At 61.7% G+C, this 13,452-nt stretch carries 13 protein-coding genes and 3 pseudogenes; 12 read left to right on the plus strand and 4 right to left on the minus strand.

Annotated features, from left to right (window positions below; translation table 11 throughout):
* The first annotated feature begins 59 nt into the window (after positions 1–59).
* A complete protein-coding gene (locus ACZ45C_RS03525) occupies positions 60–848 on the plus strand; it encodes an NAD(P)-binding domain-containing protein (protein ID WP_460562711.1) in 789 nt (262 codons plus the stop codon).
* Between the two features lie 734 nt (positions 849–1,582).
* On the opposite strand, the pseudogene ACZ45C_RS03530 reads toward ACZ45C_RS03525, so the two are convergent.
* A pseudogene (locus tag ACZ45C_RS03530) lies at positions 1,583–2,788 on the minus strand (IS4 family transposase); the annotation flags it as partial.
* A 90-nt stretch (positions 2,789–2,878) separates the two neighbouring features.
* On the opposite strand from ACZ45C_RS03530, the gene ACZ45C_RS03535 reads away from it, so the two are divergent.
* The 5 genes and pseudogenes from ACZ45C_RS03535 to ACZ45C_RS03555 all read left to right on the plus strand — a co-directional run bounded on the left by ACZ45C_RS03535 (position 2,879) and on the right by ACZ45C_RS03555 (position 6,374).
* Positions 2,879–3,694: an IS5 family transposase gene (locus tag ACZ45C_RS03535; RefSeq protein WP_464374304.1), complete on the plus strand. Its 816-nt coding sequence runs from the start codon at positions 2,879–2,881 to the stop codon at positions 3,692–3,694.
* A 166-nt stretch (positions 3,695–3,860) separates the two neighbouring features.
* On the plus strand, positions 3,861–3,998 hold the full coding sequence (locus ACZ45C_RS03540; protein WP_460562283.1) for a hypothetical protein: 138 nt from the start codon (positions 3,861–3,863) through the stop codon (positions 3,996–3,998).
* Between the two features lie 99 nt (positions 3,999–4,097).
* A pseudogene (locus tag ACZ45C_RS03545) lies at positions 4,098–4,251 on the plus strand (PAS domain-containing response regulator); the annotation flags it as partial.
* 38 nt (positions 4,252–4,289) lie between these two features.
* Positions 4,290–4,619: pseudogene (locus ACZ45C_RS03550) on the plus strand (PAS domain-containing protein); the annotation flags it as partial.
* A gap of 66 nt (positions 4,620–4,685) precedes the next feature.
* Complete coding sequence (locus ACZ45C_RS03555) at positions 4,686–6,374, plus strand: PAS domain S-box protein (protein WP_460562277.1); 1,689 nt, start codon at positions 4,686–4,688, stop codon at positions 6,372–6,374.
* A gap of 7 nt (positions 6,375–6,381) precedes the next feature.
* Here ACZ45C_RS03555 and ACZ45C_RS03560 read toward each other — a convergent pair whose 3' ends face one another.
* Entirely contained in the window at positions 6,382–6,747 is a 366-nt protein-coding gene (locus ACZ45C_RS03560) for a hypothetical protein (protein ID WP_460562275.1), read from the minus strand.
* Positions 6,748–7,097: 350 nt separating this feature from the next.
* Between ACZ45C_RS03560 and ACZ45C_RS03565 the strand changes: the two genes are divergently transcribed.
* Positions 7,098–7,817 (plus strand): nucleoside phosphorylase, encoded by a 720-nt coding sequence (locus ACZ45C_RS03565; RefSeq protein WP_460562273.1) that lies wholly within the window; start codon positions 7,098–7,100, stop codon positions 7,815–7,817.
* Between the two features lie 29 nt (positions 7,818–7,846).
* Here ACZ45C_RS03565 and ACZ45C_RS03570 read toward each other — a convergent pair whose 3' ends face one another.
* The gene (locus ACZ45C_RS03570; protein ID WP_460562271.1) at positions 7,847–8,293 is read right to left on the minus strand and encodes a UPF0179 family protein; all 447 of its coding nucleotides are present in this window, start codon (positions 8,291–8,293) and stop codon (positions 7,847–7,849) included.
* A 132-nt stretch (positions 8,294–8,425) separates the two neighbouring features.
* Here ACZ45C_RS03570 and tmcA point away from each other — a divergent pair, with 132 nt between their 5' ends.
* Positions 8,426–10,747, plus strand: a complete 2,322-nt coding sequence (tmcA, locus tag ACZ45C_RS03575; protein WP_460562269.1) for a tRNA(Met) cytidine acetyltransferase TmcA — start codon at positions 8,426–8,428, stop codon at positions 10,745–10,747.
* A 54-nt stretch (positions 10,748–10,801) separates the two neighbouring features.
* On the opposite strand, the gene eif1A is transcribed toward tmcA, so the two are convergent.
* Positions 10,802–11,092, minus strand: a complete 291-nt coding sequence (gene eif1A / locus ACZ45C_RS03580) for a translation initiation factor eIF-1A (RefSeq protein ID WP_256402272.1) — start codon at positions 11,090–11,092, stop codon at positions 10,802–10,804.
* 149 nt (positions 11,093–11,241) lie between these two features.
* Between eif1A and ACZ45C_RS03585 the strand changes: the two genes are divergently transcribed.
* The 4 genes from ACZ45C_RS03585 to ACZ45C_RS03600 all read left to right on the plus strand — a co-directional run bounded on the left by ACZ45C_RS03585 (position 11,242) and on the right by ACZ45C_RS03600 (position 13,442).
* Positions 11,242–11,487: a hypothetical protein gene (locus ACZ45C_RS03585; protein WP_460562267.1), complete on the plus strand. Its 246-nt coding sequence runs from the start codon at positions 11,242–11,244 to the stop codon at positions 11,485–11,487.
* A 61-nt stretch (positions 11,488–11,548) separates the two neighbouring features.
* The gene (locus ACZ45C_RS03590; RefSeq protein WP_460562265.1) at positions 11,549–12,142 is read left to right on the plus strand and encodes a class I SAM-dependent methyltransferase; all 594 of its coding nucleotides are present in this window, start codon (positions 11,549–11,551) and stop codon (positions 12,140–12,142) included.
* 20 nt (positions 12,143–12,162) lie between these two features.
* Positions 12,163–13,011 carry an alpha/beta fold hydrolase gene (locus tag ACZ45C_RS03595; RefSeq protein WP_460562263.1) on the plus strand — a complete coding sequence of 283 codons (849 nt, stop codon included), beginning with the start codon at positions 12,163–12,165 and terminating at the stop codon, positions 13,009–13,011.
* 107 nt (positions 13,012–13,118) lie between these two features.
* A complete protein-coding gene (locus ACZ45C_RS03600; RefSeq protein WP_460562261.1) occupies positions 13,119–13,442 on the plus strand; it encodes a BolA family protein in 324 nt (107 codons plus the stop codon).
* The last annotated feature ends 10 nt before the right edge of the window (positions 13,443–13,452 follow it).

Raw genomic sequence — 13,452 nt, forward strand, 5'->3', positions numbered from 1 at the left:
GACTCCTAACTTGGTAGCTTTTCACGTCCCCACTCATAGGCTGGAACAGGAGACCATTGATGAAAATTGGAATGATTGGTGCAGGGAATGTCGGGAGTACAGCCGCTCAGAACTTCGTTGAAGCAGGCCACGAGGTTATGATCAGCAATTCTCGGGGGCCAGAAACACTCACCGATCTCGTTGACGATCTGGGAAGCAACGCTCATGCGGGGACCGTCTCTGAAGCAGCCGATTTCGGCGAAGTCGTTATGGAGGCGATTCCGTTTAATGCATACAAATCTCTCCCTGCGGACACTCTCAGTGATAAGATCGTTATCAGTGCCTCAAATTATTATCCGGGGCGTGATGGACTAGTCGACGGAGCGGAGACACATACAGACCTCATTGCGGATCATCTCGAAGACTCAAGAGTGGTCAAGGCATTCAATTCTATTTATTGGGAAAATCTCCGAGACGGACAACGGCTTGAGGCCGATCCGGATGATCGTTTTGCGATATTTATCGCGGGGGATGATGATGAGGCTAAAAGTGTCGTTTCGAGTCTTATCGAAGATATTGGATTCACCCCTGTGGATACAGGTCCACTTACTGAGGGAGGCCGTCATATACAACCGGGGTCGCCGATCTATACTGGCTCACTGACCGCGAGTGAGGCACAGACACGGTTAGCGACACTCAAAGCGACGGTGGCTGCATATGAAAACGGCTATTACAGTCCCTCGCAGGAAGTCACAATCCAAGAACTAGCTACTGAATTAGAGATGAGTGAAGAGTCTCTCTCAGAACATCTTCATCGGGGGACAGAACAACTCATCAGTCAATATCTTAAGTCATTCCCCTTTAGTTAAAACTCACAAGTTCTCCGGTTGAAGTCTCTGCAGTCGCGGGATTCACCAAAGCCGAACTGGCCAATGAACTGGATATGAGGGATCGGAAAGGTGGATAGCTACTCCGGTACGCTTTCACCTATACTGAACGCTTCATGACTCACCTGTATTGACCGCAACCGGTGAAATCGGATCGGCTGCTGAGGACTTCAGCAGAGCCGTTACAATCTATTAGTAGAAATCGAGTTTCAGTGGGGGTAACGGAATCGTCATGGCCACCACGAGTAAATAACCGGTTAACGGGTATAAAATGTCCGTAATTCGCTCTCTCGTTGTGTAGGAGATACTTGCTTCTTTTTAAACTCCCGTCACCGCGCAGTAGGGTGAAATAATTGTGCGGACACACATCTGTTCGACGATCTAGTCGATGTGAATTAATCCTAGTGGGCTCTGTTGGTATCCTCAGCCGGTGATATGTTCTCGACGCTTTGCTGAATACAGCGCGTATACCTCACTTACTGACATTTATTCGGGGGAGAATAGTTAGATCACTGATTATATTACTGTTGTATGTTGAATGTCAGATATGAAATTTTATCGGATCGGACAGTTGTTGAGTAGGTATGACTTCGGACATCCAAGTCCTCCACGTGGATGACGAGCCGAGTTTCGGGGACTTGGTGGCGGACTTTCTCGAATCCGTTCGTGAATGCCACCCCGATCTCCCGTTTATACTGTTTACCATCCGTCTTCAGTTAAGACTCACACCTCGGTTGTGTAGCGGTAGCGAGTGTCTCTTGTAAGATTGGTCGTTGCTTGTGGACCTTTTGAGCGTCTTCGATCAGCCGGTCGAGCAGCGGCGGTGGTGAGTAGCCGAGGAACTCACCGAGTTCGTGGAGCAAAAGCTGGGCGTGCGACCGAAAGGTCGCCGCCCAGCGCTCTGTCGGAAACACAAGCTCATCATCCGCCTGCTCAGTGACTAGATCCAACAGATCGCGGCTTACAAGCAGCGACAGCAGCGCTGCGTACAATAAGATCCTCACCACGTGTTCGTCACTCGTGTCGAACTCGTCTAGTTCGTACTGTGTCTTCAGCTCCCGGAACAGCAACTCAACTTCCCACCGACAGCGGTAGATCTCCGCTAAATCCGCCGGAAAGAACTCTTTCCTCGCTAAATTCGTCATGTACAGGTGGTAGTCGTCGGCGTCCTCGTCGCGGACGCCGACGACGCGAAATCGCTTCGTATCTAGCGACTGCGTCCCATTATACGGCCCTCGTTTGAACTCTACTTCGACTTCTACATCGATGTACTTCCGATCGAGATCGTTGAGAACAGCTCGGAGCTGCTTGCCCTCTAAGGGAATGGCGCGGCCGCGCCATTCCCGTAATTCTGCCGTAATCACCGGGTTCGCGTTCTGCTTCAGCCGACTCACGAAGTAGCCGTCGTTCTCGTCGATCAGCGCAAACCGGCGGTACTTGAAGTAGGCGAGATCGAACAGCATGAGGCGATTCTCAAGCCACGGCCCTGTGTTGAACAAGGTGCTGTCGTGTGTTTTCTCGTCAGCAGTATCGATCCGTTCGATCGTCTGCTCTGTGGCATTGTGGAGCAGGTGGAGCTTCGCTCCAGCCTGCTCCTCATGGCGGGCTTCGAACTGATCTGAAAGAAACTCATGTAACCGCAACACCGTTCCATCGGCGATCATCACGTCTCTAAATCGGTCGATATCAGCGTCAACAGCATCAGGAACAGCGACCTCGTCGAGACCGCGCTCGACGAGGTCGCGGAGGTACTCCGCAAGCGTCGGCGTCAACCGCTGATAGAACCCGCTGGGCGAGATTGTCTCATCGGCAGTTGAGTTGTAAGATCGTCTGAACCCGGCGAGTGTTCGGCTTTCGCCTGCGGCGAAACCGAACACAAATGTCCAGACAAAGGCAGGGATCTGAAGCTTGCGGTCACGTTGCCTTGTTTTGCCGCCTAGTGACGACGTTCTCAGACGCTCTTACTGTAATATTCCGTTAGATTAACCCGGAAATGGACGCCGTCTGGCGATATGGCATCGCTCAGACGGCTTGCTTGGATGTGTCGAGATCTTGCCAAACAGCATGTTGATGATCCGGACGTACCCGCCGCGCCGGACGGCGCGGACGGGTACGCCGAGTGGGTGCAGATCGCGTTGATCCTGTACCGCGTCGAACTGGAGAAGAGTCTCCGTGAGACCGAAGACTACCTCAACGAAATGCCCGGCGTCCTCGCCGTGTTTGATCTTGACGACGCACCGCACTACAGCTCGTTTTGTCGGTGGGAAAAGGAGTACCGAATGCGTGAACTCCGCCGCCTGCTCCGCGCTTCGGCGGAGCAGGCGGGCTGGAGTGGTGAAGCCGCAATTGACGCAAGCGGCTTTCAACGCGATCAAACCAGCTACCACTACCGCGACCGCGCAGACTTCTCGTTTCAGTCGATGAAGACGACGATTTTGATCGACGTGAATTCGCTAGCGATCAAGGACGTTCATTTCACGACGCAGAAGGCATGGGACGGTCATATTGGGATGCAGGTCTTCCGCCGGAACGCGGAAGACCTGCGCGTGTTATCTGCCGACGCAAACTACTCATGGAGCGATCTCCGTGAGGAGTGTCGCTCCAACTCAACGCGACCACTGATCAAGCACAGAGAGCAAACACCGCTACAGAAGGCTCACAACGCCCGGATGAATGAGGATTACAACCAGCGCTGGATGAGTGAAACGGGCTTCTCGCAGTTGAAGGAAGACGACGGCGAGAAGCTACGCTCCCGGAGCTGGCACGGCCAGTTCCGGGAGCTCACGCGGAAGTGCATCATCCATAACCTAACGCAGGCGGCGAGTTAGGGCTCGCCGCCTGCTCCCCCTTCTCCGGACATATTTGGGAGAGGCATCGCCATCGTCATCTGATCAAGGGAGTAAGATGGCATAGTTTTGACTCTTCGAGCAACACCGTCAGCGGCAGCTACTACATCTTCTGAGTGTAAGAACCGTGCTTTAACGCCGTGAAACCGTGAGTTACCGACCCTACCCCGACGCTGTCTTGCGTTCAACAAGGCAGGTCACGTTCGACCACGCCGAGTTCCTCGGCGTGCTCTTCGAGAAACTCAGAGGGAAACAGTGTAGTGAGCCGACGCATAATCCGAGATGAGGAGCCGTTGGGCACAAACTCGGCTTCCTCATTCCTTCCGAAAGATGTCTCGATAAGCCTCCGCTATCACGCGGTTTCTTGCTTAACTGAAGACGGATGATACTGTTTACTGGGAAAGGGAGTGAGGAGGTCGCAAGCGATGCAATCTCGGCTGGTGCAACCGATTATCTCCAGAAGGGATCCGGGACGGATCAGTACAAACTGCTCGCTAACAGAATCGAGAATGCGGTCGAACAGTATCGCTCTCAACAGGAACTTGAACGGGAACGGTCCCGGATGGAATTTGCGCTGCAATCGACTGACGCCGCGATATGGACCCGAGACGTCGAAACCGACGAGATGGAAATCCACCCGACCGTCTGCCCGGTGTTCGGGACGACAATCGGGTCGCTCGATGAGTGGTTGGAACAAGTTCATCTACAGGATCAAGACACGGCTGAGGAAACGATACGATCGGCAGCTCAAGAGGGGGAATCGTACTCGCTTCAGTTCCGGTTCCGTGACGAGGACGGGACGCGATGGGGTGAGATGAACGGGAAGACGATTGAAGAGGGCGGAGAGGCGTCCTTCCAGACGGGAATCACCCGCGATATCACGACACAAAAGAAGCGCAAGCGCTGATTCGAAACGCTCACGAGTAACCTTCCGGGGATGGTTTACCGGTGCAAGAACGATCCGGAGTGGCCGATGGAAGACGTGCGTGGCGACGTCAAAGAGTTTTCTGGATACACGGCTGTAGAACTTGAATCGAATGAAACTCAGTGGGGTGAAGAGGTCGTCCACCCTGAAGATCAGGAGGATGTCTGGGAAACCGTTCAGGGATCACTCGAAATGAGTGACTCGTTCGAACTCACCTATCGCATCAAGGCCAAGGGCGGAGAAACACGGTGGGTGTGGGAACGGGGACGTGGAATCTTTGGTCCCGACGGTGAACTGGAAGCTCTAGAGGGCTTTATCACCGACATCACCGAGCGGAGACGACGCGAGACGGAACTCCGTCGGAACGAGCGTCGGTTCGAATCGATGTTCCACGACCCGAATATCCTCGTTGGGTTGCTCGACACTGACGGGAGGGTTCAGCACGTCAACGATACTGCATTAGAGTATATTGAAGCAGATCGTGACGACATTATTGGGAAACCGTTCTGGGCAACGCCGTGGTGGACTGCCGATACGACAGCCGACCTGAAGCAGTGGATAGACCGGGGTGCTGATGGCGAGTACGTCGAGTACGAGGTTGACCATCCGATGTCAGACGGGGATGTCTTCACCGCCGAAGGGACTATCAGACCGGTCACAAACGACGAGGGAACTGTTGTATCACTAATCGTGTCTGCTCGTGATATCACCGACCAGAAGCAACATGAAGCGGAAATAGAGAAGGTACGAGATCAGATGGAGTTCGCTCTCGCTCGGACTGATTCAGTTATCTGGGAACAGGACCACGAAACGGGGGAGATGGTAAGCTATCCCGACCCGTGTCCAGTTCTTGAAGGATCTCTCAGGACGATCGAGGAGTTCGAAACCCGGGTCTACGAAGAAGATCGTTCTGACGTGGTGGAGGCCGTCGAATCGGTTCTGGAAACCAGCGAAGCAGAGACTGTCGAGTTCCGAACGATTCCGGAGATAGAGGCGGAGTGGGTCGAGGCACAGATTCAGCCAGTATTCGATGATGGCTCTGGTTCGCGGCTGATTGGTCTTTCCAGAGATATTACGGATTACAAGCGTCGCCAACAGCAGTTGGAAACGCAGAACGAGCAATTCGATGAATTGGCAAGAGTGATCTCCCACGATCTCCAGACCCCGATTCAGACAATTGAGGGGCGGTTAGAATTGGCGGTGCAGACCGGTGAGACGGCTCATATCGAGGGTGCGTTAGATGCAGTAGATCGCCTCAACGAACTCCGTGAAGACCTAGTGCACATACTCCGATCGAAGGAGATCGTCAGTGAAATGGAGGAGATCGACATTAGTGAGGTCGCTGAAGCGGCGTGGGAGGGCGTCAATTCTTCTGATCGTTCTACATTGGAGATCGTTGGAACCGCCCGGATGGAGGGTGATCCTGCCGCAACGCGGCGGCTTCTGCAAAACTTACTCTCGAACTCTGTGGAACACGCCGACTGTCCCACTTCTATTCATATTGGGAAGGTCGCTAATGGGTTCTACGTGGAAGACGACGGGTCAGGGATAGACCCGGAGGATCGTGAAGAGGTGTTCACTCCGGGATTCTCTACGAAGTCCGGCGGGAGTGGGATGGGAATGACAAGCGTTCGTCAAATCGTCGATGAACACGGCTGGGAGATCCATATTGCGGAGGCGGAAACTCTTGACGGCGTGCGGTTCGAGATCACGCGAATCGAGTTCACTGCTGAATAGATCCTCTCTAGTTAGTAGCCCACTCTTCGGCTTCTTCTACGTCCTTGAACGATTTCGCGTCAATCCCATCTATCTTCTTAACGGAACTCGCGAAGGCCATTCCCTTGATTCCGTTCGACACGAGTGCCCATCTCGTGATTCCATGCGGTTTCCCCGCCTTGGCCGCTTCAGCTGCCTTTTCGATCACTTCCCTCGGAAGGGAACTTTCCATCTGTATTATTGAGATATGCGCGTCTACCCGCTCCTTTTCGGCGAGTTCCTCGAAACGCTCGTTGATTCGGATGAATTCCGATTCCTCTGCTGGCATTCCCTCCGGGAACTTCGCATAGACAACGTTCTCATCAGCCCACAGTTTCCATTGTGAATCTGCCATGGAACGAATCTTCCGGAGGTCGTCATTAATCTTGGCTATTCAAACTATCTTGAGTGACATGTAATAACCTGTATTGACCGCAACCGGTGAAGACGGATCACCTGCTGAGGATCTCAGTAGAACCGTTGCAACCTATTAGCTGGATCCTGGCGCTAAGCCCCCGTCCTCAACGGTCGAGCGAAGCGAGGGCAGGGCGGGGATACAGCGTCTCCAGAAAACATAGGTTTCTGGTGTGCGAACGAGACTCCGGTCTCGGTAACGCAGGATGAATCCGACGTCCCTCCTCGCAACCCCGACGATCGGTTGTCCCGACCGGTCCGTTTTTGCGCGACGCGGGAGTCTCGATCCACATGGCGAAACAGCCGCACCTACTGGTCGAGGAAGGCGACGTACACGAGATCGCGGTCATCCCCGGCGACCCGGGGCGAGTCGATCGGATCGCCGACCTGTGTGACGACAGCGAGGTCGTCGCGCAGAATCGCGAGTACAAGGTCGTCAACGCGAGCTACGAGGGCGTCGACCTCACGATCTGTTCGACCGGGATCGGTTGCCCGTCGGCCGCGATCGCCGTCGAGGAACTGTCGCGGGTCGGCGTCGAGACGTTCCTCCGGTGTGGTACCTGCGGCGCGCTACAGGCGGACATGGAGGTCGGCGACATGGTCGTCGCGACGGGCGCGGCCAAGGAGGAGGGGACGAGCAAGCGGTACGAAGATGAAGTGTACCCGGCCGTCCCCGACTACGACGTGCTCAGGGGGCTCGTCGACGCCGCCGCCAACGAGGAGGTCCACGTCGGACCGATCGTCTCCGACGACGCCTTCTACAACGAGAGCGACGCGTACGTCGACGACTGGGAAGACGCGAACCTCCTCGCCATCGAGATGGAGGCCGCGACCGTCTTCGCGCTCGCGCGGCGCAAGGGACTCCGCGCGGGAGCCATCTGCACCGTCGACGGCAACCTCGTCGCGGGCACGCAGAAGGGTGCGGACTCGGACGACGAACTGCCGGAGAAAGCGAAGAACAACGTCGAACGCGCGATTCGGATCACGCTGAACGCGGTCACGTCGCTGTAGTCGTCAGACGTACTCGACCGGCGCGACGGCTACTCTTTCGCGCGGAACTCCACGAGCGTCAAGTCGCGGTCGAGCGCGCACTCGTCGTGCGGCGGTTCGCCGAGTACCTGATCGATCACGCGCTCCTCGTCGAAGTCGACGCCGTCGGGGACGCAGTACCCGTGGCTCGGACACTCGGTGTGCGGACACGGCCCCGCGAGGGAGGCCTTGCTCCCGGCGTACGCTCGCTTCGACGGGACGGTGGCGGGGACGGGCGCGGGCTCGACTTCGACCGCGCGGACGCCCGCGTCGTGGACGGCGCAGTCGAGCGTCTGCGCGTTCTCGCGGATCCCCGTCACGCGGTACCGCGTGCCCTCGGAGAGGTTGAGGCACTGCTCCCGGTAGGGACACCCCTCGCAGTCGGACGATTCGCCCTCGTAGACGAACTCGCGGCCGATGTCCGCGAGCCGCGTGCCGACGAGCGTGACCGTGGTCATGAGTGAACCGACGCCCTGCGCCGCCGTAAGCCTCCCGCCTCGGCTGGACCGGGACGGTACTAGCCGCGATCGACCGACGCCGCGGAGGACAAGACACATCTGCCGTCCCGGACAACGGAGGGCAACCGACGGATGATCGCGACGCTGGCGCGGCGGGCGAAACGGGCGGCCGAGGCGACGAACGAGCGACGCGTCCTCGTGTTCGCCGGCGACCGCGACCGTGGAATCGACGCGGCCTACACGGCGATCGAGGCGGTCCTCGGAGAGCACGCGGACGGGGTCTCGGTCGTCTCGACGCGCGAGGGGTTCCGGTTCGAGGAGTACCGGCCGCGGGGCGCGGACGGGCTGCTCGGGCGCACCCGCGATGTCGTGGTGCTCGATTGCCACGAGCAGTTCGTCCCGAACGCGCTCGGCCGATGCGTCGGGGCGGTCGACGGCGGCGGCCTCTTGGTCCTCGTCGCCCCCGCGCTCGACGCGTGGCAAGAGACGCGCGACCGCTTCGACGAGTCGCTCGCGGTCCCGCCGTACGGCCTCGACGACGTGACCGGCCGCTTTCGCGAGCGGCTGGTCGACACGCTCCGAACGCACCCGGGGATCGCGCTCGTGTCGCTTGGCGACGGACCAGACGGCAGCGCCGCGGTCGAACGCGACGCGCTCTCTGCGGGGCCCGTGGACTCGACCGGCAGCGGGACCGTGTCGCAGACACCGACCGTCCCGCCGGATCCGGTGTTTCCGGACGCGGCGTACGAGGCCTGTCTCACGGCCGATCAGGCGCGCGCCGTGCGGGCGTTCGAGCCGCTCTCGACCCCCGGGAACGCCGTCGTCGTCGAGGCGGATCGCGGTCGCGGCAAGTCGAGCGCGGCGGGGATCGCGGCCGGCGAACTGGCGCTCGCGGGCGCGGACGTGCTCGTCACCGCGCCGGGAATTCGAAACGCCGCGGAGGTGTTCACACGCTCGAGAGAGGTGATCGGACGCGGGATCGAACGCGACGGCGACGACGTGGAGCGCTTCGAGAACGCGGCGGAAGCGACGCGTGGCCTCGACGCCCCGGGTGGCGGGCGCGTCCGCTACCTGTCTCCCGCGGCGGCGTCAGAGCTACCCGAGAGCCCGGACGTCGTGATCGTCGACGAGGCGGCCGCGCTGCCGGTGCGGCTGCTGGAGGGCCTCCTCGATGCGCCGTCTATCGCGTTCTGTACGACGGTTCACGGCTACGAGGGATCCGGCCGGGGGTTCGCGGTCCGGTTCCGCGAGCGGCTGCTCGCGAGTCGGTTCGCGGTGCGGGACGTGCGGCTCGACGAGCCGATCCGATACGCGCGCGACGATCCCATCGAGGCGTGGGCGTCGCACGCGCTCCTGCTCGACGCCCGGCCGGCAGTCGCGGAGGCGGTCGCGGGAACGGCGGCAGAAGACGCGAGGTATCGAGCGCTCGCCCCGGGGGATCTGCTCGCGGACGAGACGCTGCTCGGCGAGGCGTTCGGTCTGCTCGTGGCCGCGCACTACCGCACGGAGCCGAACGACCTCGCGCGGCTGCTCGACGCGCCGAACCTCCTCGCGCGGGCGCTCGTCGCCGACGACCGGGTCGTCGCGATAGCCCTGCTCGCGCGCGAAGGGGGACTGGACGCGACGACCCGCGAGCGGATGTACGAGGGCAAACGGATCCGCGGGAACATGGTACCGGACCTCCTCACGAGCCAACTCCGCGACGAGGCTGCCGCCGAGCCGCGGGGGATCCGGATCGTTCGGATCGCGACGCACGGCGCGCTCCGCGACAAGGGGTTCGGTTCGCGGCTGCTCGCGGAGATCCACGCCGAGTTCGGGATCCGGAGCACCGAGAGCGGCGTCGACTACTTCTCGGTCGGGTACGGGGCGACGCCGCGGCTGCTCCGGTTCTGGCGTCGCGCGGACTACCGGACGGTTCACCTCTCGACCTCCCGAAACGACGCGTCCGGTGAGCACTCCGCGGTCATGCTGCGGCCGGCGGGCGAGGCGGGTGATTCCCTCCTCGGCCGTCACGCGATCGCGTTCCGTGACCGGGAGCGAGACGGGCTCTCCGACGCCCATCGCGCCGTCGACGCCGACGTGGTCCGCGGTGCGCTCCGCGCCTGCTCCGCACCGGTCCCGATCGACCTGACGGAAGCGGAGTGGCGCTCCGTGGTGGGCGCGTCGTTCGGTCCGGGAATGTACGACAGCGCGCCGGGAGCGTTCCGCGACATCGCGCTCGCGGCGCTGATCGAGGCCGACGAGGCAGGCGACACTGCCCTCGACGACCGTGAGGAGCGCCTGTTGGTCCGGAAAGTGTTGCAGGGCCGCCCGGCGGAGTCGGTGGCAGACGACCTCGGATTCGTCTCGACGGCCGCATGCATGCGCGCTCTCGGCGACGCGTACGTGCCGCTGGTCGAACGCTACGGGACGGCGGTCGCGTTCGCGGAACGGGAGCGGTTCACGAGCGAGTGAGAGAGCGCCGCGAAAAGTCTCGTCAGTGACGCGCGACGATCGGGACGTCGGAGGTCACTGCAGGTGTCCTTCCTCGCGGAGCTGTTCGGCCTCGCTCTTCTCGTAGCGCCACGAGATGTCGGCCTTCTCGTCCTGCCAGTCCCACGGCTCGACGAGAACGATGTCGTCCTCGCGGATCCAGACGCGCTTTTGCATCCGCCCGGGGATGCGCGCCGTCCGCTCCGTGCCGTCCGCACAGCGGACCTTGACGCGGTTCGCGCCGAGCATCTCGACGACCTCCGCGAACACCTCGTCGTCGTCGGGCATCCGGAGGTCGTTCCGACCGTCGCCGTCTCCGTTGCTCATGCGTACCCGGTGATACGCGTTCACGAAAATAAAAGGGCCGCTCTCCGCCGCCGATACCGTGGCGTTCTCGCCCAGCGCGGCGCTTCGCAGGACACCTACCATCCCGTCGGTCCAAAAGAGTCATATCGCGCCGCAGCCGTCGGTCGGGTATGGTCGAAGTACCCGCCGTCGCTGTCGAGATCGCTGAACTCGTCGCCGTCACCCTCGGTGCCGGGGCGGCGGCCGCGGGCGGCGTCGTCCTCGAACGGTTCGGGCTGTCGGCGGTCACCGGCGGCGACCTCGCGCTCGGCGCGTGGGGGATCGCGATGGGCCTGCTCGCGCTGTACGTCGGCGTCGTCGCGCTCGGCTACGAGCAGGCGCTGCCGCGACTGCGTCGGCTCGCGGACGGCGAGTGAGCCGGTCGCCGCTCGCACCGCCCCGGAACCGATAAGGCCGACATCCCCGCTACCGTCTGGTATGGACCGCTTCCAGAACACGGGACAACCGGACTGGGACTGGTGGGGTCGACTCTGGCCGACGCCGGCAGACACGCTCCGGCGGTTGGGACTCGAACGGGGAGATCGCACGGTCGAGATCGGCTGTGGCAACGGGTACTTCGCGCTGCCGGCCGCGCGGATCGTCGACCCTGAACCGGTGTACGCCGTCGACCTCGACGAGTCGCTGCTCGACGAGCTCACGACGCTCGCGGACGAACAGGAGATAGACGCCGTCGTTCCGATCCGCGGTGACGCCCGGGATCTCGCGTTGCACCTCCCCGAGTCGGTCGACGTCGCGATACTCGCTAACGCGTTCCACGGGATCGACGACCGAGCCGGATTTCTCGCCGGCGTCGTCGACGCGCTCGCGCCCGGCGGTCGGTTCGTCGTGATCAACTGGCAGGCTCGGCCGCGGGCGGAGACGACTGTCGGCGGGGAGCCGCGCGGACCGCCGACCGACCTCCGGATCAGTCCCGACGAGACGCGCGCCGCGGTCGAGTCGGCGACGGATCTGCGACTCGCTCGGGAGGTCGACCTCCCGCCGTACCACTACGGACTCGTGTTCGAGCGGTAGACGAACGGGAACGACCGACAATGACAGCACACGAATCGGCCACGACGCGACGCGAGGTTTCGACGCGCGAACGCACGCTCCCGGACGGCCGGACGCTGGCGTACGCCGTTGCCGGCGATCCGACCGGAGACCCGCTGGTCTTCCATCACGGAACGCCCGGGTCACGGCTGTTCGCGGCCGTCTGTGATCGGGCCGCGGCCGAGACCGGAGTCCGCCTCGTGGTCCCGGACCGACCCGGATACGGGCGGTCGTCGCCGCCGCGGCGCGGTTGGTCGCTCTCCGACTGGCGAGACGACGTGCGGGAACTGCTCGCGATCGAAGGGGTCGCGGAGAAGGGGACGGACGGACGGGTAACGGGCGTGCCACACGTCGGCTTCTCCGGCGGCGGGCCCTTCGCGCTGGCGGCCGCGGAGCCGGCCGAACGGATCGGGCTGGTCGGAGCCGTGGTTCCGCCGGCGGAGACCGGTCTGGCCCGACTCGCGTCGATCCCGTTCGCGGTGCGGTTGGCCTTCCGGCTCTCGAAGCCGCTGGCGCGTCTCCGCGGGTCCGAAGCGGTGGTGGACCAGTACACGGATCGGGCGGTGTCCGCGGCCGTCGCCGACGCCGTCGCCACCGACTTCCACGAGGCGCTCCGACAGGGTGCGACGGCCGTCGCCCGCGAGGCGCGACAGTTCGCCGAGGAGTCAGTCGATCACCCGCCCGACGCGACCGTACGGGCTTGGCACGGCGTCGACGACGACAACGCCCCGATCGAGCCGGTCAGAACGTACCTCGACGAGGTGGGCGGTACCCTCGTAGAAGTCGACGGCGATCACCTCGGAACCCTCCTCGACCGTCGGCGGGAGGTCTTCGACTGGGCGACCGAGTGACAGCGGTGATCGAATGACCGAGGCGGTCGACTGGTAGGCGCGACAGACCGCGATCGATCACCGGAGACATGCGGTCGCTTTTTGCCTGCCGGGACCGGAGACGACGCATGACCATCGACCCGGCCGAGGTCGAAGACCTCATCGAGGCGAACATCGCGGACGCCGTCGCGCGCGTGACGAACCCTCGGATTCACGACGACGAGGAGGAGGACGCGCACTTCGCGGCGGTCGTCGTCTCGCCCGCTTTCGACGGGGAGTCGCTCGTCGACCAGCACCAGCGCGTGTACGACGCCGTCGGCGACCACATGACACGGACGGTCCACGCTTTGGAGATCAAGACGTACACACCCGCCGCCTACGCGGAACACGGCGACGGCAGCCTCGACGACGACCTCCGCGACGAGGGACTGTTCCCGGTCGACGAGGCCTGAGAAAACGAAC

It is taken from the genome of Halorubrum pallidum, from assembly GCF_055380345.1.

Coding starts and splice junctions, on each gene's coding strand:
- ACZ45C_RS03535 (WP_464374304.1), top strand. CDS start 2,879: ATGGCATCGCTCAGACGGCTTGCTTGGATGTGTCGAGATCTTGCCAAA.
- ACZ45C_RS03565 (WP_460562273.1), top strand. CDS start 7,098: ATGGCGAAACAGCCGCACCTACTGGTCGAGGAAGGCGACGTACACGAG.
- ACZ45C_RS03555 (WP_460562277.1), top strand. CDS start 4,686: ATGGAAGACGTGCGTGGCGACGTCAAAGAGTTTTCTGGATACACGGCT.
- ACZ45C_RS03570 (WP_460562271.1), bottom strand. CDS start 8,293: ATGACCACGGTCACGCTCGTCGGCACGCGGCTCGCGGACATCGGCCGC.
- ACZ45C_RS03525 (WP_460562711.1), top strand. CDS start 60: ATGAAAATTGGAATGATTGGTGCAGGGAATGTCGGGAGTACAGCCGCT.
- tmcA (WP_460562269.1), top strand. CDS start 8,426: ATGATCGCGACGCTGGCGCGGCGGGCGAAACGGGCGGCCGAGGCGACG.
- ACZ45C_RS03560 (WP_460562275.1), bottom strand. CDS start 6,747: ATGGCAGATTCACAATGGAAACTGTGGGCTGATGAGAACGTTGTCTAT.
- ACZ45C_RS03585 (WP_460562267.1), top strand. CDS start 11,242: ATGGTCGAAGTACCCGCCGTCGCTGTCGAGATCGCTGAACTCGTCGCC.
- ACZ45C_RS03595 (WP_460562263.1), top strand. CDS start 12,163: ATGACAGCACACGAATCGGCCACGACGCGACGCGAGGTTTCGACGCGC.
- ACZ45C_RS03590 (WP_460562265.1), top strand. CDS start 11,549: ATGGACCGCTTCCAGAACACGGGACAACCGGACTGGGACTGGTGGGGT.
- ACZ45C_RS03600 (WP_460562261.1), top strand. CDS start 13,119: ATGACCATCGACCCGGCCGAGGTCGAAGACCTCATCGAGGCGAACATC.
- eif1A (WP_256402272.1), bottom strand. CDS start 11,092: ATGAGCAACGGAGACGGCGACGGTCGGAACGACCTCCGGATGCCCGAC.